At 74.6% G+C, this 19,008-nt stretch carries 18 protein-coding genes; 6 read left to right on the forward strand and 12 right to left on the reverse strand.

Features of this window, described 5'->3' with window-relative positions; genetic code table 11:
* Nucleotide 1 precedes the first annotated feature (1 nt).
* The 8 genes from IEZ06_RS04875 to IEZ06_RS04910 all read right to left on the reverse strand — a co-directional run bounded on the left by IEZ06_RS04875 (nt 2) and on the right by IEZ06_RS04910 (nt 11,681).
* On the reverse strand, nt 2–3,202 hold the full coding sequence (locus IEZ06_RS04875; protein ID WP_229797787.1) for an ATP-dependent helicase: 3,201 nt from the start codon (nt 3,200–3,202) through the stop codon (nt 2–4).
* A 154-nt stretch (nt 3,203–3,356) separates the two neighbouring features.
* On the reverse strand, nt 3,357–6,149 hold the full coding sequence (locus tag IEZ06_RS04880) for a CDP-glycerol glycerophosphotransferase family protein (protein WP_189235445.1): 2,793 nt from the start codon (nt 6,147–6,149) through the stop codon (nt 3,357–3,359).
* Nucleotides 6,150–6,325: 176 nt separating this feature from the next.
* Nucleotides 6,326–6,694 (reverse strand): MGMT family protein, encoded by a 369-nt coding sequence (locus IEZ06_RS04885; RefSeq protein ID WP_189235446.1) that lies wholly within the window; start codon nt 6,692–6,694, stop codon nt 6,326–6,328.
* A complete protein-coding gene (locus tag IEZ06_RS04890; RefSeq protein WP_189235447.1) occupies nt 6,682–7,050 on the reverse strand; it encodes a hypothetical protein in 369 nt (122 codons plus the stop codon). Before IEZ06_RS04890 ends, IEZ06_RS04885 begins: the two co-directional genes overlap by 13 nt.
* A 169-nt stretch (nt 7,051–7,219) precedes the next feature.
* The gene (locus IEZ06_RS04895) at nt 7,220–8,413 is read right to left on the reverse strand and encodes a S8 family serine peptidase (protein WP_229797788.1); all 1,194 of its coding nucleotides are present in this window, start codon (nt 8,411–8,413) and stop codon (nt 7,220–7,222) included.
* Nucleotides 8,407–9,360: a hypothetical protein gene (locus IEZ06_RS04900; protein WP_229797789.1), complete on the reverse strand. Its 954-nt coding sequence runs from the start codon at nt 9,358–9,360 to the stop codon at nt 8,407–8,409. Before IEZ06_RS04900 ends, IEZ06_RS04895 begins: the two co-directional genes overlap by 7 nt.
* Before the next feature lie 237 nt (nt 9,361–9,597).
* Nucleotides 9,598–10,956 (reverse strand): S8 family serine peptidase, encoded by a 1,359-nt coding sequence (locus IEZ06_RS04905; RefSeq protein WP_229797790.1) that lies wholly within the window; start codon nt 10,954–10,956, stop codon nt 9,598–9,600.
* Entirely contained in the window at nt 10,950–11,681 is a 732-nt protein-coding gene (locus IEZ06_RS04910; protein WP_229797791.1) for a hypothetical protein, read from the reverse strand. The genes IEZ06_RS04905 and IEZ06_RS04910 overlap by 7 nt, the downstream gene beginning before the upstream one ends.
* Before the next feature lie 157 nt (nt 11,682–11,838).
* Here IEZ06_RS04910 and IEZ06_RS04915 point away from each other — a divergent pair, with 157 nt between their 5' ends.
* Nucleotides 11,839–12,333: a hypothetical protein gene (locus tag IEZ06_RS04915; RefSeq protein WP_189235448.1), complete on the forward strand. Its 495-nt coding sequence runs from the start codon at nt 11,839–11,841 to the stop codon at nt 12,331–12,333.
* The gene (locus tag IEZ06_RS04920) at nt 12,333–12,635 is read left to right on the forward strand and encodes a transcriptional regulator (protein WP_189235449.1); all 303 of its coding nucleotides are present in this window, start codon (nt 12,333–12,335) and stop codon (nt 12,633–12,635) included. The genes IEZ06_RS04915 and IEZ06_RS04920 overlap by 1 nt, the downstream gene beginning before the upstream one ends.
* A gap of 142 nt (nt 12,636–12,777) precedes the next feature.
* Here the strand turns inward: IEZ06_RS04920 and moeZ are convergent, their stop codons facing one another.
* Nucleotides 12,778–13,959: an adenylyltransferase/sulfurtransferase MoeZ gene (moeZ, locus tag IEZ06_RS04925; RefSeq protein WP_189235450.1), complete on the reverse strand. Its 1,182-nt coding sequence runs from the start codon at nt 13,957–13,959 to the stop codon at nt 12,778–12,780.
* 73 nt (nt 13,960–14,032) lie between these two features.
* Nucleotides 14,033–14,956, reverse strand: a complete 924-nt coding sequence (locus tag IEZ06_RS04930) for an alpha/beta fold hydrolase (protein ID WP_189235451.1) — start codon at nt 14,954–14,956, stop codon at nt 14,033–14,035.
* A gap of 277 nt (nt 14,957–15,233) precedes the next feature.
* Between IEZ06_RS04930 and IEZ06_RS04935 the strand changes: the two genes are divergently transcribed.
* Nucleotides 15,234–15,578: a hypothetical protein gene (locus tag IEZ06_RS04935; RefSeq protein WP_189235452.1), complete on the forward strand. Its 345-nt coding sequence runs from the start codon at nt 15,234–15,236 to the stop codon at nt 15,576–15,578.
* A 90-nt stretch (nt 15,579–15,668) separates the two neighbouring features.
* On the opposite strand, the gene ku is transcribed toward IEZ06_RS04935, so the two are convergent.
* Nucleotides 15,669–16,559, reverse strand: coding sequence for a non-homologous end joining protein Ku (gene ku / locus IEZ06_RS04940; RefSeq protein WP_189235453.1), 891 nt, complete (start codon nt 16,557–16,559; stop codon nt 15,669–15,671).
* A gap of 198 nt (nt 16,560–16,757) precedes the next feature.
* Between ku and IEZ06_RS04945 the strand changes: the two genes are divergently transcribed.
* From IEZ06_RS04945 to IEZ06_RS04955, 3 genes are all read left to right on the forward strand, one after another.
* The gene (locus IEZ06_RS04945) at nt 16,758–16,991 is read left to right on the forward strand and encodes an Rv3202a family protein (protein ID WP_229797792.1); all 234 of its coding nucleotides are present in this window, start codon (nt 16,758–16,760) and stop codon (nt 16,989–16,991) included.
* A gap of 68 nt (nt 16,992–17,059) precedes the next feature.
* Entirely contained in the window at nt 17,060–17,680 is a 621-nt protein-coding gene (locus IEZ06_RS04950) for a TetR/AcrR family transcriptional regulator (protein WP_153054514.1), read from the forward strand.
* Nucleotides 17,681–17,791: 111 nt separating this feature from the next.
* On the forward strand, nt 17,792–18,022 hold the full coding sequence (locus IEZ06_RS04955; RefSeq protein WP_068901389.1) for a DUF3107 domain-containing protein: 231 nt from the start codon (nt 17,792–17,794) through the stop codon (nt 18,020–18,022).
* A gap of 159 nt (nt 18,023–18,181) precedes the next feature.
* On the opposite strand, the gene IEZ06_RS04960 is transcribed toward IEZ06_RS04955, so the two are convergent.
* Entirely contained in the window at nt 18,182–18,832 is a 651-nt protein-coding gene (locus tag IEZ06_RS04960; protein ID WP_189235454.1) for a ferritin-like fold-containing protein, read from the reverse strand.
* Between the last annotated feature and the right edge of the window lie 176 nt (nt 18,833–19,008).

The raw sequence follows: 19,008 nt of genomic DNA on the forward strand, positions 1-19,008 counted from the left end.
CTCAGCACACCTGGCCCCCGCTCTCGTTGACCGGGCAGCTCGCCCGCGCGGCGCAGGTGCGGCAGCCGTCGTTGACCTTGGCGTGGAAGAAGGGCAGGGACATGCCCCGCGCCACGGTGTCCACCATGTCGCGGGCCCAGCCGGGCTCGGGGTCCTCCGCCAGGGGCCGCTGGATCTGCTCCCTGGCGTCCTTGCCCGCCGCGTTGCCGACCTGGACGAGGGCGGCGCCGCCGGGCTCGTGCATGCCGTACCGCTGGAAGGCTCCGAGCAGCGCGGCGAGCTGGTAGACGCCGAGCTGGGGATGGCGGTCGAGGTCGGCGTCGGAGGGCTTGCTCGCGCCGGTCTTGATGTCGATGATCACGGCGCGGCCCTGCCCGTCGCGCTCGATCCGGTCCACCCGGCCCTTGATCTGCACCCCCTCGGTGACCATCGCGACGAAGGACTCCTCGGTGGCGACCAGGGTCCGGGGGTTCTCCCGGTGCCACTCGACGAACCTGGAGATCATCTTCTCGGCGACCCGGCGCTGTTTGCGGTTGTACCAGACGCCGCCGAAGTCCAGCTCGTCCCAGACCTTGTCCAGGTGCTTGGCGAGGGTCTCCTCACTGGGCATGCCGTCCGCGGCGAGCACGGCCAGCGCGTGGACGACCGTGCCCAGCCCCCGGGCCACGTCCGTGCCGCCCGCGCCCACGGAGGTCTCCAGCAGCCAGCGCAGGCCGCACTTGGTGAAGCTCTCCACCGCCGAGGGCGAGATGCGCACGACGTCGTCGGGCCAGCCGAGCGGGCGGTCGTCGGAGACCGGGGTGAGGGCGTACCACTCGTCGGGATGGGCGCCCCGCACCCCGGCCGCGGCGAGCCGGGCCAGGTGCTCGGCGGCGACCCGGCGCAGGGACTCCGGCCGGGCCGGGTCGCAGACCGCCGCGCGCAGGTCGGCCACCAGCGCGGGCATGGTCAGCCAGCGGGACCGCTCGTCGAGGGCCGCCGCCTCCTCGCCCGTGCCGGGCACCAGCTCCCCCAGGAACCGCGACGGCCGCTCCTCGACGTCCTCCCCGCCGACGGCGGTGACGAAGAGCCTGGTGCGTGCCCTGGTCGCGGCCACGTAGAACAGGCGGCGCTCCTCGGCCAGCAGCTGGGAGGCGAGCGCGGCGCGGACCGCGACCGGGTCCTCGTGCTCCGAGCCCTCCGCCCGGGCGCACATGTCGTCGGTGCCCAGGACCGACCCGCGGGGCCGCAGGTCGGGCCAGGTCCCCTCCTGGACCCCGGCGACGACCACGAGGTCCCACTCCAGGCCCTTGGACCGGTGGGCGGTCATGATGTGCACCGCGTCGCTCCCGGGGGCCCGCGGGGCGAGGGAGTCCTCGGGGATCTCCTGGGAGACGAGGTCCTGCACGAACACGTCGACGCCCGCGTGCGGGAGCCGGTCGACGAACTTGGCGGCGCGGTCGAACAGCACCATGACGGCGTCCAGGTCGCGGTCGGCCTGCCGGCCCCGGTGCCCGCCCGCGGCGCTCGCCTCGCTCCACCTCTCGGCGAGACCGGTGAGCCGCCAGACGGCCCAGAGCGCGTCCTCGGCCGTGCCGCCCTGCCGTACGGCCTCGGTGGCGGCGGCGATGAGCTTGGCGAGCCGCTCGGCGGGGAGCGCGATGTGCGGCTCCACCAGGACCAGCTCCCGCGCGTCCTTGAGCGCCGCGACGAGCAGCTCCCCCGAGGACCTCGGGCCGCCGCCGGGCGCCGGCTCTCCGAGCTCCACCGGGAGCGCCATGGCCTCGTGCTCGGCGACGCGCAGCGCGCGGCGCAGCCGGCGCACCCCTATCATGTCGGTGCCGCCGAGGGCGCCGGTCAGCAGTTCCTCCGCCATGCCCTCGTCGAGGGTCTCCGGGTGGAGGGCCACCTGGATCAGCCGGATCAGCGGGCGCACGCCCGGCTCCTGGATCAGCGGCACGTCGCCGCCGCCCACCACGACCGGCACCCCGGCCGCGACCAGCGCCCGGCGCAGCAGCGGCACCTGCCGGGTCGCCGAGCGGACCAGCACGGCCATCCGCGACCAGGGCACCCCGTCCAGCAGGTGCGCCCGGCGCAGGATGTCGGCGACGACCGCCGCCTCCTGGGCGGGGCTGTCGGCCACCACCGCCCGGACGTGCCCGTGCCCGGCGTCCGGGAGCGCCGCCAGCTCGCGGTGCGCGGCGCCGCCGGGCACGGCGGGCAGGCGGGCGGCGACGCGGCGGGTGGCCGCCAGCAGGCCGGGCCAGCTCCTGCGGCAGACGCGCAGCGCGACGATGGGCGCCTTCTCCCCGTGGACGTCGCGGAACCGGTCGGGGAAGTCCATGATGCCGTGGACGTCGGCGCCCCGGAACCCGTAGATCGACTGGTCGGGGTCGCCGACCGCGATGAGGTCGCGGCCCTCCCCGGCGAGCCGCTGGAGCAGGAGCTCCTGGGCCGGGTCGGTGTCCTGGTACTCGTCCACCAGGACGACGTCGTAGGCCGAGCGCTCGCGGAGCCGCACCTCGGGGTCGGCGAGCAGGGCGGCGGCGGCGCGGATCAGCTCGGGGTAGTCGAGGACCGGTTCCGGGTCCAGGTCGAAGCGGGCCTGGTAGCGGTCCGCGAAGCGTCCGGCGGCGACCCAGTCGGGACGGCCGTGGCGGCGGCCCAGCTCCACCAGGTCCGGCCCGTCGAGGCCGCGCTCGGCGGCGCGCGCGACGAAGTCGCGCAGCTCGGCGGCGAACCCGCGGGTCTTGAGCGCCTCGCGCATGTCCTCCGGCCAGTACGGCGCGCCCTCCTCCAGCTCGCCGAGGAGCATGCGGCGGATCTCCAGCAGCTGCTCGGGACCGGTGAGCAGCCGGGGCGCGGGCTCTCCGGCCAGCACGGCCTCGCGGCGGAGCAGTGCGTAGGCGTAGCCGTGGAAGGTGAGTGCGAGCGGCGTGCGGGTGGTGCGGCGCATCCTGCCGGTGATGCGCTCGCGGAGTTCGTCGGCGGCCTTGCGGCTGAAGGTCAGGACGAGCACCCGCTCGGGATCGACCCCCCGGCGCTCGACCCGGTCCACCACGGTCTCCACGATCGTGGTGGTCTTCCCGGTGCCGGGACCCGCCAGCACGAGCAGCGGACCGCTCCCATGGGCCACCACCGCCCGCTGGTGCTCGTCCAGCACGGGGGCAACGGCCTTCCCCGCACCCTCACGGCGCACCAGCCGCCAGCTCTGACCCCTCACAGCTCGCCATTCCACCAGATGTCGGGCAGTGATCGGGCCGAGTCGGCCACTCAGGTCCGAATCTCCGGCGCGGCAGGCCCGCTCCCGCCGGGCTTCCTCCTCCCGGCCACCGCCGGACCGCTACCGGCCCGCCACCGGCCCGCTACCGGGCGCCTCAGGGACCGAAGACCCGGTCGACCAGCCGGGCGGTGGCCTTGCCGTCGTCGCGGGGCGCGTAGGCGCGCCTGAAGCGCTCGTAGCGCTCGGCGTGCGCGGCGGCCAGTCCCCCGACGTCCCGCAGCGCCTCGACCACCTCGGCACCGGTCGACAGCAGCGGCCCCGGGGCCTCCGCGGCCAGGTCGAGGTAGAGGCCGCGCTTGGCCGAGTAGCGCTGCAGGTCGTAGGTGAAGAAGAGCATCGGCCGCCCGGTCGCGGCGAAGTCGAACATCACGGACGAGTAGTCCGTGATCAGCACGTCGGCGACCAGCAGCAGATCCGCGATGTCCGGATAGGTGGTGACGTCCAGCGCGAGGCTCTCCGGCACGTTGGGCGCCGCCTGCATCGAGTGCGCCCTGATCAGGAACCGGTGGCCGGGCCCCAGCGCCCGCCGTGCCTGCTCCAGGTCGAACCGGATCGAGTTGCTCCTGCGGTCGTAGTCGCGGAAGGTCGGCGCGTACAGCACCAGCCTGACGTCCTCGGCGGCGCCGAGCCGCGCGCGCACCCGCGCCGCGGCCTCCGGGTCCGGGGACACCAGCGCGTCGTTGCGCGGGTAGCCGGTCTCCAGGACCTCGCCCTGGTAGCCGAAGGCCTTGCGCAGGATCGGGGTGGCCCACGGGCTCTGCGAGACCAGCAGGTCCCAGCCCCGGACCTCGGCCGCCTGCCGGTGCCAGGCCGGCGGCTTCGGGTCGCGGGACATGTGCGGCAGGTCGTTGCCCATGCGCTTGAGCGGGCTGCCGTGCCAGGTCTGCACGACCACCTGGTCCTCGCGCGCCCGGAACCACGGCGGCAGGAAGCCGTTGGTCACCACGTGGCGCGAGCGGGCCAGCACCTCGTAGTGCTCCCGGCTGCCCGCGCGGACCACGGTCGGCTCGATCCCCGGGCCGAGCCCGAGCTCCCGGGCCCCCGGCGGCGTGAACGCGCCGTCCTTGACCACCCAGACGTGCTCGCGGTCGTCGCCGCGCCGCAGCCGCTCCTCGTAGACCGCGCGGACGTTGCCCTCGTACTGCCGGCCGTCGTAGGCCACGTAGACGGTGGCCTCGCGCAGCTCCCGGCTGCGCTGCGCCGGGTAGAAGGAGCGCTGGAGCAGGTGCAGCCCGCCCGGCCCCTTCTCGTCGTCGGGGCGGCTCTCGGCCACCGCCAGCACCGGCACGTCGAACCGGGTGGAGACCAGGCGGTATTCGCGCCCGCCGATCGTCTTCGGGCTCTCGTCCAGCGTCTCCAGGGCCACGTGGTCCATCCGGACCGGGACGATCTCCCCGGACGCCTCGCGCGCCGCGATGCTCCAGGTGCCGCTGCCCAGCGGGACGGTCTCGCCGAAGCGGGGCATGGCCGCCGGCGCCAGGCGCACGGCGAAGCGGGAGCCCTCGCGCTCCATCGGCGTCGCGTACAGCAGCCCGCTGCGGTGGCGGAGCGTCAGCTCGGCCGGGCCGGAGCCGGGGTAGGAGCCCTCCAGGACGAGCGCGCCGTCCGGCTCCCAGACCGCCGAGGAGACGACGGGCCGGATGCGGTGCGCGGAGACGATCACCCGGTCGCGCCGGTCGCCCAGGACCGTGATCTCCCGCTCGCCGATGACGGTGCGGCTCTCCTCGGCCCTGCCGAGCATGACGGCGGCCGCGGGGTCGCCCTTGGGCTCGATCCAGAGCCTGCCGCCGTCGCGCTCGGAGAGCAGCGACGCCACCGCGAACGGCACGACGACCTCGGTGCCGCCCTCGACCGGGGTGAAGTCCGCCGCCACCCGGTGGCCGTCCAGCCGGGCCTGGCCCCTGGTGAACCTCCGGTCGGGCAGGAACACCCTCAGCTCCAGCCGCTCCCCGTCCAGCCGCACCCCGGTCAGCTCGGCCCGGGTGGGCTGCAGCACGACCTGGAGGGCGCGGTCGGAGGTCCAGACCGGCCGGATCCACCAGCCCGGGCGGGTCTCCAGGCCCGCGGGCCGCTCGGTCCGGCCGCTGGAGGGGCCGCGGAGCAGGCCGACCGCGCGGGCGCCGCGGCTCCAGATCACGATCTCGGCGCGCCAGGTGGTCGTGTCGCGCACGGTCGCCCGGCGGCGGAGCAGCCGCTTGCCCCCGCGGACGACGGCCCGCAGGGCGGCGCGCCAGCGCAGCGCCCACGGGCTCAGCTCGGCGGTGAACCCGGACCAGTCATAGTTGCAGCCCGCCTCCCGGGCGCCGTGCGTGGCCTCCGGGTGGTGGGTCCTGCGGGTGCGCAGGCGGATCGGGGGCAGCCAGCGCGGGCCGCGCAGCACGACGGTGGCCCGGTTGAAGCGGCGGCTCCGGACCGACAAGCCTGCCAGGTAGGCGTGACCGCTGATCCGCAGCCGCCCGCCGGACCAGGAGACGTCCTCGACCTGCGTGACCGGGATGAGGTCGGCGGCGCGCAGCCGGAACAGCGGTTCCGGCAGCTCTTCGCGGAGCGGCAGATCGGCGTACCAGCGCAGGCTCCTGCGGACCCGCCGGGACGGTTCGGCCGCGGCCGTGACGAGCTTCTGCAGGGCGTCGCCGTCGGCCAGCTCGTCCACCCCGCGCCGCTCGATCAGGTGGAAGGCCAGCCGCCTGGCGACGGGCAGGTCGCGCTTGACGCGCGCGTCCACCCCGGCGAGGTACGGCTTGACGGCGGTGACGAACTCCCGGCGGCGGGCGGTCCCGCGCTTGGCCGCGATGTCGAGCCTGGAGCCGAGCGGCCCGGCCAGCACCTCGGCGTCGAACCGCCTGCGTTCGGCGGGGGTCAGCCCTTCGGCGAGCACCGCGCTCATGAGTGACTCGAGGGGCTCTCCCCGGTCGCAGAGGTCCTGGACGACCCGCAGACGGTCAGCGACGGGGTCGCCGGTCGCTCGCGCGGGTGAAGCGCCGGTGGCCATGGGGGAGGCACCGCCTTTCGGGCAGAAAGCTGTCCGTCCCCCGCCATGTTAGTGGGCCCCGCAGAAACCGGTTACCGGTCGCGCTCCGGACTCGGCGGCCGTTTTCCGGACCCACCGGCCACCTGCGGATGACCGTCCCATCTGGCGAGACGCATGTCCGCCCGCCCGCCCCGCAGCGGGGTGCTCTCCTCCCGCCAGTGGTCGAGGCAGCGCCGCTCGTGGCAGGAGGGCGGGGTGCCGTCGGCGCGCACCACCCGCCACCAGGGGACGCCGCCTCCCCAGACGGACATCACCCTGCCGACCTGCCGGGGGCCGCCCTCACCGAGGTACTCGGCGACGTCGCCGTAGGACATCACCCTGCCGGGCGGGATGCGCTCGACCAGGTCCAGCACCCGCTCGGCGTACGGGGTGGGATCGCCCCGGCGGCCTAGCTCCGCCATACGGCGGGACCGGACGCGAGGATCTCGTCGATCCTGCCGAACTCGTAGGACGCGGAGCCGTTCACCTGCTCGACGACGCCGTCGCGGACCGTGTAGGACTCGCCGTCCTCGCCGACCAGGTGCGCGCCGAGCAGCGCGGACACGCGGACCAGCTGCGCCACCTGCCAGTCGGACCCGGGCGCACCGGACAGCGTCCCGTTCCAGGCGGCGACGGCGTGGACCCCGTCGCCGTGGCGCGCGAGGACCTCACCCGCCTCCTGCGAACCGCGGTACTCGAACCCCGCCCGCCCCAGCACGTCCGCGAGCTCCGCGAACGTGAGCGGCGCCGGGCGCTCCACCCGCAACTCGTACCCCATGATGCGCGACCCTAGCGAATCTCCCCCGGCCCGCGGAGCCGGAAAGGCCGACACCGGTGCCACCGCGGCCGAACAGTGCCCGAACGGTGTCCGAAACGCGTTCGAATCGAGTCGGGCGCTCCGGACGCGCCGGGCGCCCCCGGGACCGCGGGCACCCGGGCACCGCTCCTCACCGCGACGCGGGTCTCCGGGTGAGGACGACCACGGCCCCCGCGAAGGCGAGCACCCCCAGGACCAGGCCGGCGCCGTACAGCCGGAGGCGGAACGGGTCGGCGCCCGGCCGGGGCGCCGTCTCCGGGAGCGCGCCCCCGCCGAAGCGGCGCTTCTCGTCCACCGGGACCGGGGCCGCGGCCGCCATCAGCTCCCCCGCCCGGGCGAGGGCCCTCCCGGCGTCCACCGTGCCGAACCCGACGTACTCGTCGTATCCGGGCACCGGGCCTGAGTCCGCCGTGGCGGCGATGGCGCGCGCGACCATGTCCGGCGGCATCTGCGGGTGCTCCGCCTTGATGAGGGCGGCGACCCCCGCCACCAGCGCGGTCGCCGAACTCGTCCCCTCCGAGGGTTCGTACTTCCCGCCGGGGGCCACCACCGGCACGTCCACACCCGGCGCCGAGACCAGGACCGACAGGTTGTCGCTGCTGAACGGGGCGGGCCTGCCCGCCCTGTCGACCGCCCCCACCCCGATGACGCCGGAGTATCCGGCCGGGAAGTTCCAGAAGGAGGTGCCGGCGCGCTCGGTGTGCTCGCTGTCGCCGTCGTTGCCCACCGCCGCGACGAGCACCACCCCCCGGGAGAGCGCGTAGGAGACCGCCTCCCGCTCGGCCCGGTGCGGGCCGTAGGCGCCCAGTGACATGCTCACGACCCCGGCCCCGTGGTCGGCGGCGTAGCGGATCGCCCGGGCCAGCGGGCTGTCCCCGCGGGTGCGCAGGTCGTCGTCCGAGGCCGCGGGGAGGTCCGCGTCCAGCACCAGCGGCAGCGACAGGACCCGTGCCTCCGGGGCGACGCCGAGCAGGCCGCCGTCGCCCCGGCCCGCCCCGGCGATGAGGGAGGCCATCGCGGTGCCGTGCCGCCGCCCGGCGGACTCCCCGCCGGCATCGCCCGGCCCGGTCGATCCCATGGCGGGTCCGGCGGTGACCCGGCCCCGCAGCTCGGCGACCTCGGCGTCCACTTCGCCGTCCACCAGGGCCACGGTGACCCCCGCGCCCCTGGTGGCCTTCCAGGCCTGCTCGACGTTGAGGGCCTCCAGCACCCAGCGCTGGTCCTCCCGGACGTCGGCTGCGGCCGGCGCCGCGACCGGTCCTGCGACCAGCGTGAGGGCGGCGGCCGGCGCCCCCAGCGCCCGGAGCCGCCACCGCCTCAGCACACGTTCCCCTGGGTGCAGCGGGGCACGGCGGGCTCGTCGCCCAGCGCGTGCGCGATGCGCCCGGCCACGGCCTGGGCCGTCGGCCACAGCTCGCTGTGCGGTAGCTCCTCGGGGGCGACCGCCTGGCGGGTGCGGCCGTCGGTGTAACCGGCGGTGGAGAAGACGATGTACGGCCCGACCCCCACCCAGGCGTTGCGCTGGCGCTGGGCCGCGCCGAACAGTTCCGTGGCGGTGCCGCGGAAGGCCACCGGCCGGACGCCCACCCGGTCGTCGTTCGACAGGTCTCCCGCCGCCGCCCGCCGCCGCTCGGCGTCCTCCATGACGGCGACGCCCACGGTGACCGCGAACGTGGACGTCTGGTCGACGTACGTGGCGCGCAGCAGCGTGCGGCACCCGTGCTCCTCCAGGACCGACCCGACCGCGGCGTCCGTGCCGGAGCGGCAGGCCGTCTCGGGGGCGATGCCGACCCTGCGGGCGTAGAGCTGGACCCGGCCGAGTCCGATGTACTCCAGCTCGGAGGGGAAGACCAGCGTCGCCGGCCAGGTGTGCCACCGCCTGGCGATGTCCTCCTGGACGTAGCGCGCCTTCTCGGCCTCGGTCAGCGGGCGGGAGGCGGTCTCGCGGAGCAGGCCGACCGTGCCGGTCAGCACGTCCGTCGCGGCGATGGCGAGGATCATCCCCACCAGCAGCAGGAAGACCGCGCGGAACCGGATCCCCTGCTCGATCGAGGCCGCCTCGGCGGGGCGGACCGCCGCCCGGTCGCGGAACGCCTGGGGCCAGGGACGGACCCTGGCCCGGCGGACGGCGGGGCGCGGAGGGCCTCCCCGGGCCCGCGCGGCCCCGGCGCGCCGCACCCCGGCGCCCGCCGGCGGCCAGCCTCCGCGGGCACGCGGTGGCGAGGTTTCCAGGTGCCGTTCCGGCTCCTGGGGCCTCCCGGGCTGCGACATACTCCGATGCTACGTCGCACCCTTCTCCGGCCCCATCGCCGGACCGTGTTTGTGACGTCACGGAAAGCGTCCGCGACGCCGTCCCCCGCGGGATCCGGGCCGGGACCCGCGCCCCTGTCCCTTCCGGGCTCGCCGTACGGGCTCCCGGCCGGCGCGGGCACGGCGGACCGGTCGGGGGACGCAGTCGGGGGGCATGGTCAGGGGAACGGCGGATCGGTCAGGGGAACGGCGGGCCGGTCAGGGCGCGGGCACGGGCTCCGGGGCGGCCGGGACGGGTGCCGGGTCCGCCGCCCGCACCCGCCCGGCGGCGACCGCGATCACCGCGAGGGACGCGACGGCGCCGATCCCTCCGGCCAGCGCCACCCCCGCGTGCACGGCGATCCTGCGCCGGTCCCGGTGGACCACCCGGACCGGACCGGCCGCCCGGGAGCCCGCGCCCAGCGGCCGGTCCGGGTCGTGGACGCCGGGTCCCGAGGCGGTGTGGGTGTGGCGGGAGATCCGGTCCGCCTCGGCGAGCGCCCGGGCGGCGTTGACCACGCCGAAGCCCGTGCCGGTGTCGTAGCCGCCGGCCGGCCGCCGGGTCGCGCCGGCGGTGAGCGCCTGCACCACCAGCGCGGGCGACATCTCCGGATGCTCCGATTTGATCAGCGCGGCCACGCCGGAGACCAGCGCGGTCGCCTGGGAGGTGCCGCGGCCGACCCAGTAGGCGTCGCCGGGGCCCGCGCCGAGGACGTCCACACCGGGCGCGGCCACCAGGACCGAGGGGTTGGCGTTGGAGAAGGAGGCCCGGCGCAGGCCCGGCCCGGTGGCCGCCACCGAGACCACCCCCGGGAAGGACGCCGGGTAGGAGTAGGGCGCGTATCCGCCGTCGGCGGCCCCGCCCGCGCCCTCGTTGCCGGCCGCCGCCACGAGCACCACCCCCCGGGAGACCGCGTAGCGGATCGCCGCCCGCTCCTCGCCGGTGGCCAGCTCCTTCGAGATCGACATGTTGATCACGTCGGCGCCGTGGTCCACGGCGTACCTGATGCCCCTGGCCACCACGTCCTCGAACCGCTCGGCGGCGTTGAACTCCCGGAAGCCCGGCTCCTCGTCCTCCAGGATCACCCGCACCGAGAGCACCCGCGCCCGGGGCGCGACCCCGATCACCCCGTCGGCGCCGCCCGGGCCGTGGCCGTGCCCGGCGATCAGCGAGGCCATGTAGGTGCCGTGCAGCCGCGGGGGCGCCGTACCCGGCGGGTTGGCCCCCGCCGTGAAGTCCCTGCCCTCGGTCACCGAGCCCGCCAGGTCGCGGTGGCGCGCGTCCACGCCGGAGTCCAGCACCGCGACCGTCACCCCCTGCCCCTGGGAGGTCCGCCAGGCCCGGGGCAGGTCCAGGGTCCGCAGCACCTCCCGCTGCCTGCTCCTGACCTCGTCGGCGTGGGCGCTCGCGGCGGGCAGGACCGGGACGGGCCCGCAGGCGAGCGCGGCCGACGCCCCGGCCGCGACCGCCCACCGGACCGCCCGGCCGGCCGCCCCGCGGGCCTCCCGCCAGGCCGCCGGACCGCCCGCCCGGTCGGCCGTACGGCGGGCCGCCCGCCGGGACGTCCGCCTCAGCACCGCCACTCCGGAGCGGAGCAGTCCGGCCGGGCGGGAGTGGACAGGTCCGCGAGGATCCGGTCGGCGATGTCGCCGGTGAAGGCGAACATGGTCGGCCGCTGCCTGCCCGCCGTCTTCGCCGGGCGCCCGTCGACCCGCCCGGCGGTCACCATCACCAGGTACGGCCCGCCCGCGCGCGCCGTGCTCGCCTGCCGGCCCGCCTGGGTGAACCGGTCGGCGACCGTGCCCGGGAAGGCCAGGGCCCTCAGCCCCGGGGAGGGGCGCCCGCCCCGGGGGAGCCCCGCCAGGGCGGAGGCCGCCGGGGCCTGTCCGGGGAACGCCGCGACGCCGACGGTGAGGACGACGCCCTGGAGGGCGTCGAGGTAGGTGGCGCGCAGGATCCCCCGGCAGCCCGCCCGGGTCAGCGCCTTCCGTAGTGCGGCGTCCACCGCCCGGCCGCAGTCCGTCTCCGGCGAGATGCCCACCCGGCGGGCCCGCTCGGTCCCGCCCTGCTCGGCGGAGTAGCGCACCGTCTCGGGGAAGACCTTCCCCGCCGGCCAGACCCGCCAGCGGCGCGCCACCTCCGCGGCGGCCGCCCGGTCCAGCTCGGCCGCGCTCGGGCCCCGGGTGAGCTCGGCTCCCGCGGCGCTCGCGGCGACGCCGGCCACGGCCGCGCAGGTCAGGGTGAGCGCGGACGCCGCCACCAGCGCGGACCGCACCCGCCGCCGACCCGGCACGTCGTTCACGACCCCGACCTTAATGCGGCCGGGCCGGTGCCATTCCCCGTTCCCCTCAGATCAGGGAGCCCGGAAAGTACTTGACGATACGGAAAGTAGAAAGTACTTTCCTTCTTGGAAAGAGAAGGGAAGACCCGGCGGGAAGCCGCCCGGAGAAGGAGTCCTCATGAACGCGACCCCCGAGAGCATGGACCTCTCCCCCGAGGAGGCCGCCCGCGCCCTGTCCGGCATCCGCGCCACGCAGGCGCGGGCCGTGCGCACCACCCCCTGGTTCCCCACCTGGTTCGTCGTCGGCATCGGCCTGTCCACCACCCTCATCCAGGTCTCCGCCGACCCCCTCACCCCGGTCCCGCTGCGGATCGCCGGCGCCGTGCTGGCCGCGGCCGGGATCGCCGGCTCCTCCATCGCGATCGGCCGCAGCGGCCGGATGCGCGCCCACAAGAGCGTCATCTCCGCCGCGGGCATGCTGGGCTACACCGGCTGGCTGCTGGCGCTCATCGCCTGCACGGTGGCGCTGGCGGTCTTCCTGACCCTGAACGGCGTCCCCTACGGCGCGACCTACGCCTGCCTCGGGATGACCGCGGCGATGGCCCTCACCGGTCCGCTCGTCGCCCGCTGGATCTCCCGCCGCAACGCCGACAAGATCGAGAGGGGGCGGTGATGGGACTCGACCCGGTCATCCACGCGCCCGCGCGACTGCAGATCGTCGCGCTGCTGGCGGCGGCGGACGAGGCCGAGTTCGGGTTCGTCCGCGACCAGGTGGGGGTGAGCGACTCGGTGCTCTCCAAGCACGCGAGCGCCCTGGAGGGCGCCGGATACGTGGAGATCCGCAAGGGATACATCGGCAAGCGGCCCCGGACCTGGCTCAAGCTCTCCCCCCAGGGGCGCCGGGCCTACGCCCTGCACGTGGCGGCCCTGCAGGCGATCGTCGCGCGGTCGGGGCTCACCCTCGCCCCGGAGTGACGGCGCCCGTCCCGGACGAGCCGCGCCCGTCCCGGCCGGGACCGCCCTCCTCCGGCGGCGCCCTCCCCCGGAACGGCGAACGCCCCGCGGAGCGGGGCTCCACGGGGCACGCCGTACGGACGGCGGGGCCGGACCGGCGGGCCTAGTAGGCCGGCAGGCTCGGGTCGACCGTCTTGATCCAGCTCAGCACGCCGCCGCCGACGTGGACCGCGTCGGAGAAGCCGGCGTTCTTGACGATCGCCAGGCACTCGGCGGAGCGGGCGCCGGACTTGCAGTGCAGCACGATCTTCTTGTCCTGCGGGAGCCTCTCCAGGGCCGAGCCGTTGAGGAACTCGCCCTTGGGGATGAGCACGGCGCCCGGGATGGAGACGATCTCGTACTCGTTCGGCTCGCGGACGTCGACCACGTAGATGCTCTCGCCCCGGTCCTGCCAGGACTTGAGCTCGGCCGCGGTGATGGTGGAACCGGCCGCGGCGTCCTGCGCCTCGGCGGAGACCGCGCCGCAGAACGCCTCGTAGTCCTCCAGGAGCGCGGTGACCGTCGGGTTCTTGCCGCAGAGCACGCACTCGGGGTCCTTGCGGACCTTGACCGAGCGGTAGGTCATCTCCAGGGCGTCGTAGATCATCAGACGGCCGACCAGCGGCTCGCCGATGCCGGTGAGCACCTTGATGGCCTCGTTGACCTGGATGGAGCCGATCGACGCGCACAGCACGCCGAGCACGCCGCCCTCGGCGCAGGAGGGGACCATGCCGGGCGGCGGGGGCTCGGGGTAGAGGCAGCGGTAGCAGGGACCGTGCTCGGCCCAGAAGACGCTGGCCTGGCCGTCGAAGCGGTAGATCGAACCCCAGACGTACGGCTTGCCGAGGAGGACCGCCGCGTCGTTCACCATGTAGCGGGTGGCGAAGTTGTCGGTGCCGTCCACGATGAGGTCGTAGCCGGAGAAGACCTCCATGACGTTCTCGGTGGTCAGCACCTCGTTGTGGACGACCACGTCGATCAGGGGGTTGATCTCCCTGACCGAGGCCGCGGCGCTCTCGGCCTTGGGCCGGCCGACGTCCGACTGGCCGTGGATGACCTGGCGCTGCAGGTTGGACTCGTCGACGACGTCGAAGTCGATGACGCCGAGGGTGCCGACGCCCGCGGCCGCGAGGTACAGCAGGGCCGGGGATCCCAGCCCTCCGGCGCCCACGCAGAGCACCTTGGCGTTCTTCAGGCGCTTCTGCCCGGCCATGCCCACGTCGGGGATGATCAGGTGGCGCGAGTAACGGCGCACCTCGTCGACGGTCAGCTCGGCTGCCGGCTCTACCAGCGGTGGCAACGACACAGTTCTGCTCCCGTTTCAGGGGTCTTGACGGATGCGGCTAGCGCATCACTCACAACCTAGCCGGGGGCTGCGCTCATTCCCCAATCGAGACGGGCGCCGTCTCAGATATCAGACGCCGGGCCTCCCGGGCCACCCGCTCGGGCACCTCCATCTGTGCCACGTGCCCCGCGTCCGGCAGCAGGACCAGCCGCACGTCCGGGAACGTACGGCCCGCCCGGGCGGCCATCCGCGGGTTGACGAGCCGGTCGTGGCGGCCGTGGATCACCAGCGTGGGCGCCTGCACCATGGCCGCCTGCCGCCAGAGGCTGTCCGCCCCGCGCTTGACGTACTCCCTGAGGTACTCCGCGACGAGGCCGCGGGCGGAGTTGATCACCGCCGCCCCGGCGTACGGCAGCTCGTCGCGGCGGCGCAGCTCCTCGACCGCCTCGCGCAGCCGCTCCGGGTGGACCCGGCCGAGGTCGGCGTAGCACATGCCGAGGGTGGCGTTGAGCCTGCGCTCCGGGGGCAGGAGCCGCAGCCGGTCGAAGGCCCACTCCCCCAGCACGGGCACCGTGGACAGGGCCACGCGCGCCGGGCCGTACCGCAGGACCAGGTCGGGCAGGGCCGGGGAGACCAGGGTGAGCGAGCGGACCAGGTCGGGCCGGGTGGCGGCGAGCCGCACCGAGACGGCGCCGCCCAGCGAGTTGCCGAACAGGTGGACGGGCCGGTCCGCGATCTCCTCGATGAGCGCGGCGACCGTCCGGGCGTGGGCGCCGACGGAGTAGTCGCCGTCGGACGGCTCCGGGGAGTAGCCGGAGCCCGGCAGGTCGATCGCGTGGCCGGTCACCACGTCGGACAGCTCGCCCATCAGGTCGGTCCAGTTGGTCGCCGACCCCGCCAGGCCGTGCACGTAGACCGCCGTCTCCACGGGGCCGCGCGGCGTCGAGCGCACGTGCACGCGGCGCTCGCCGAGCTCGACCGTCCTGCCGGGCCAGCACGGAATCGGGTTGTCCCCCATGTCTCCTCCTGCGGGTTCACTGCCTGTTAGGACGATATCCACCGGGACGAACACGGAAAAACATCAGCGTTCCGGACTCATCGCTGCGACACCCGCGAACCGACGCCGCCCCCGCCCCTCGGACCACTCCTGCATTTCGCCCCTTTTGTCCGATATATACCAAAGATAGAATATTGTAACTCTATGTATTTAGTACATCACTCTCCGTGCCCGTTTTCGCAGAATGAATCCGGACATCAACGCCTTAGTCACAACATCGATAGAGAAGGAGTGACGAATGCTCTCCAAGCGAATCGCCAGTGCCTTTGCCGCCGCCGCCGTGACCGGCAGCGGCCTGGTCGCCCTCACCGCTGTCACGGCGACTCCCGCCCACGCCCAGGACACCTGCCTCTACCAGGTGCGCAACGTCGCCGCCGACAGCTTCCTCAAGGTGCGCAAGAAGCCGGGCAAGACGCCGCTGTCCTGGAACAAGCGGCACAAGACCATCGACGTCCTGTATCCCGGACAGGTCACCACCGGCAACTGCAAGCGCTCCAGGGAGAACTGGCGCAAGGTGTACGGTGACTCGGGCGTCGAGGGCCACGTCCACAAGGCCTACGTGAAGAAGGGCCCGCGACTGTAGTCCGGCCGCTTCCTGTGCCGTGGCGCCCGCCGGGCTCCACGGCACAGCCGCGTCCGGACCCGCCGCCGCACGCCCCGGCGGGACCGCACGTCAGGCGGGCCGGCGGGCCCCGCCCGATCCGTGCTCCGGCGCGTCCCCGCCCCGCCCCGCCGAGCCGTCCGCCCGGGGCCGCCCGGCCGCATCCCCCTTGTCCCCCTTGTCGCCCCGGTTCCGCTTGGCCGCGTCCACGCTGGCCCGCAGCACCGCCATCAGGTCGGCCGAGGGGCCGCCCGCCCCGACCGGCGCCGGCGCCCGGACCACCTGGCGGCCCGCCGCCTTCGCCTCGACGACCTGCAGCAGCGCCTCCCGGTAGGCGTCCCGGTGCGCGGCCGGGTCGAAGTCCCCGCTCATGGTCTCGACGAGCGACTCGGCCATCCGCGCCTCCTGCGCCCGGACCTCCACCTCCTCCTCCAGGAAGGCGAAGCCCGCCTCGCGCACCTCGTCGGGCCAGAGCATGGTCTCCAGCACCAGGACCCCCTCCCTGACCCGCAGCGCCGCGAGCGACTCGCGCTGCCGCAGCGCCACCTTCGCGACCGCCACCCGCCCCGACCGCTCCAGCGCGTCGCGGAGCAGCACGTACGGCTTCACCCCGGCCGGCTCCGGCTCCAGGTAGTAGGACTTGGCCAGCAGGACGGGGTCGACCTGGTCGGCGGGGCTGAACTGCAGGACCTCGATCCGGTGCGAGGTCGACAGCGGGAGGTCCTCGAAGTCGGCGTCGTCGAGCACCACCGTCTCCCCGGTCGGCAGGCCGTACCCCTTGGCCACCTCGGCGAAGGGCACCTCCTCGCCGCAGACCTCGCAGACCCGGCGGAAGCGGATGCGCCCGCCGTCGTCCCGGTGCACCTGGTTGAAGGCGACGCCGCGCTGCTCCGTCGCGGGGTACAGCCTGATCGGGATCGTGACGAGCCCGAACGACACCGCGCCGTTCCAGATGCTCCGCATGCCGTCTCCCTACGTCGGAACTCCCCCATCGATTTTCGCGCACCTGTTCGGAAAAATCGCCAAGCGCATGGAAACACTTACCAACGAGGGACATACCCGCCACGGTGCATCCGATGCCCTGCCTTGCCCGGCCCGGACGCCCGGGGGACGTACGCTGGGTGGCGTCCCTTGTTCACAGCAGGACGGAAGGACGGGCCGATGTCGGAGATGGACGTGAACGAGACCACCCTCGAGGAGATCGACGACGCCCTGTCCGAGACGGCGGGCCCGGAGGCGGGCCTCGAGACCCCCGAGGCGGACGCGGCCGAGCAGCACCGCGAGGTGCGCGCCGGGAACCGGAACTGGCCCGACCGGATCCCCTTCGACGCGGATCCCGCCGACGCCACGGACCAGAGCCGCGAGGTGGAGCTCGACGAGGATGACTATCGCTGACCTGGTTACCCGCGCGTAGGATGACCCGAGACGTAGGAGACGCAGGAGCATCCCGCAAGGAGAACGCCGTGACCACTACCCCGGACGCCAAGCCCCGGGGCACCCGGCTGCCCCGGATGGCCCGCCGCCGTCAGCTGCTCAGCGCGGCGCAGGAAGTGTTCGTGGAGAACGGCTACCACGCGGCCGCGATGGACGAGATCGCCGAGCGGGCCGGGGTCAGCAAGCCGGTTCTCTACCAGCACTTCCCCGGCAAGCAGGAGCTCTACCTCGCCCTGCTCGACCTGCACGTGGACGACATGATCACCCGCTGCCGGGACGCCCTCGCCTCCACCACCGACAACAAGCAGCGCGTCCAGGCGGCGATCGGGGCCTTCTTCGACTTCGTCTCCGGGCAGGGCGAGGCCTTCCGCCTCGTCTTCGAGTCCGACCTGCGCAACGTGGCCCCGGTCCGCCAGCGCATCGAGCGCAACCTCCGCGAGAGCGCCGAGATGATCAGCCAGGTCATCCAGGAGGACACCGGCTGCTCCAGCGACGAGGCCCACCTCCTGGGCGTCGGCCTGGTCGGCATGGCCGAGGTCAGCGCCCGCTACTGGCTCAGCAGCAACGGCTCCATCCCGAAGGACGCCGCCACCCAGCTCATGGCCCGCCTCGCCTGGCGCGGCATCTCGGGTTTCCCCCGCACCGGCTGACCCGGCCCGCCGCGCACCGGCGGGCTGTTCGCTTGACGCGATCAACCGGCGCGCGGAGCTCCCCGAGGGGCGACGATGAGACAGGCAGCCCTCATCGAAAGGGAGCAGCACATGGAAATCAAAATCGGCGTGCGGTCCGTGCACCGCGAGCTCGTGGTGGAGACCGACCTCTCGGCCGAGGAGGTCGAGAACGAACTCGGCAAGGCCCTCGCCGCCGACCGGGGCATCTTCTCCATCACCGACGTCAAGGGCCGCAGGGTCCTCGTCCCGATCACCTCGCTCGGCTTCGTCGAGATCGGCGAGGAGGAGTCCCGCCCCGTCGGCTTCGGCGGCACCCTCTGATCCGGCGCCCCGCCGCCGGGCGCCCTCCCGGGCGTCCTGCCGCCGGGCGCCCTCCGCTCGTGCACCGCGCCCCGGCCGGGCACGGCGCCTGACCGCGCCGTCCCCGGGAGGGGTCCCCGCCGCGGCGGGGACCCCTCCCGGGGCCGTGCCGCGGCGGGATCACGGCCCCGGGGTCAGCCCCAGAGCGGCCATCCGCCTGCCGTGCGCCTCGGTCAGCCGGTTGAACATCCGGGTGACGTCCTCCCCGTCCGTGCTCACCAGCAGCACCGCCAGCTCCGGCCGCGCCTCGGCCACCCGCCGGGCCTGGCTCAGCGCCTCGCCCACCATCCGCCTGGACCACAGCGCCAGCCGGCCGGCGAGCTTCGGATCCTCCTCCAGGGCCGCGCCGACCCGGTCCACCGCGAACTGGCAGCGGCCCTCGTCGGCCAGCACCTCCTCGACCAGCGACCGCGTCCCGGCGTCCACGTGGGCCGCGGCCTCACGGTAGAAGTCGAGCGCGATCCCCGTGCCGACGTACGCCTTGACCAGAGCCTCCAGCCAGTCGTTCGGCGCGGTCCGCTCGTGCCATCCGTCCAGCGCGTCGACGAAGGGGGCCATCGCCTCCTCCGGGTCGGCACCGAGCGAGGCGAGCCGGTCACGGAGCAGCCGGAAGTGCGCGTACTCGGCCGCCGCGAGGTCGCCGAGCGCGGCCCGGTCGGTGAGCGTCGGCGCGTGCCGCGCGGCCTCCTCGGCGAGGCGGAGGAACGCGGTCAGCTCGGCGTAGGCGAGCACACCGAGCAGGTCGGCGACGCCAGGGCGGGAATCACTCATGGGGGCAGACTACGAGCGTCCGGGGCCGCCGGTGAACGGGTCCCGGTCCCCCGCGGGTCACCGGCCTTATTCATGCGGAATACCAGGAAATCGGTTCTCGGTTGTGGTATCGGGTACACTTCCCAGTGAAAGTGCGACCGCACTGTGTTAACCCAGGAGATCTCTCCTGAACGCCC

The sequence above is a fragment of the Planomonospora antibiotica genome (genome assembly GCF_014647955.1).
In the GTDB taxonomy this organism is placed as follows: Bacteria; Actinomycetota; Actinomycetes; order Streptosporangiales; family Streptosporangiaceae; genus Planomonospora; species Planomonospora parontospora.

Excerpts from the sequence above, each read along its gene's own strand:
- ku (WP_189235453.1), bottom strand. The coding sequence starts at position 16,559 with ATGCGGAGCATCTGGAACGGCGCGGTGTCGTTCGGGCTCGTCACGATC.
- IEZ06_RS04935 (WP_189235452.1), top strand. The coding sequence starts at position 15,234 with ATGCTCTCCAAGCGAATCGCCAGTGCCTTTGCCGCCGCCGCCGTGACC.
- IEZ06_RS04930 (WP_189235451.1), bottom strand. The coding sequence starts at position 14,956 with ATGGGGGACAACCCGATTCCGTGCTGGCCCGGCAGGACGGTCGAGCTC.
- IEZ06_RS04955 (WP_068901389.1), top strand. The coding sequence starts at position 17,792 with ATGGAAATCAAAATCGGCGTGCGGTCCGTGCACCGCGAGCTCGTGGTG.
- IEZ06_RS04915 (WP_189235448.1), top strand. The coding sequence starts at position 11,839 with ATGAACGCGACCCCCGAGAGCATGGACCTCTCCCCCGAGGAGGCCGCC.
- IEZ06_RS04945 (WP_229797792.1), top strand. The coding sequence starts at position 16,758 with ATGTCGGAGATGGACGTGAACGAGACCACCCTCGAGGAGATCGACGAC.
- IEZ06_RS04900 (WP_229797789.1), bottom strand. The coding sequence starts at position 9,360 with ATGTCGCAGCCCGGGAGGCCCCAGGAGCCGGAACGGCACCTGGAAACC.
- IEZ06_RS04960 (WP_189235454.1), bottom strand. The coding sequence starts at position 18,832 with ATGAGTGATTCCCGCCCTGGCGTCGCCGACCTGCTCGGTGTGCTCGCC.
- IEZ06_RS04885 (WP_189235446.1), bottom strand. The coding sequence starts at position 6,694 with ATGGCGGAGCTAGGCCGCCGGGGCGATCCCACCCCGTACGCCGAGCGG.
- IEZ06_RS04920 (WP_189235449.1), top strand. The coding sequence starts at position 12,333 with ATGGGACTCGACCCGGTCATCCACGCGCCCGCGCGACTGCAGATCGTC.
- IEZ06_RS04880 (WP_189235445.1), bottom strand. The coding sequence starts at position 6,149 with ATGAGCGCGGTGCTCGCCGAAGGGCTGACCCCCGCCGAACGCAGGCGG.
- IEZ06_RS04890 (WP_189235447.1), bottom strand. The coding sequence starts at position 7,050 with ATGGGGTACGAGTTGCGGGTGGAGCGCCCGGCGCCGCTCACGTTCGCG.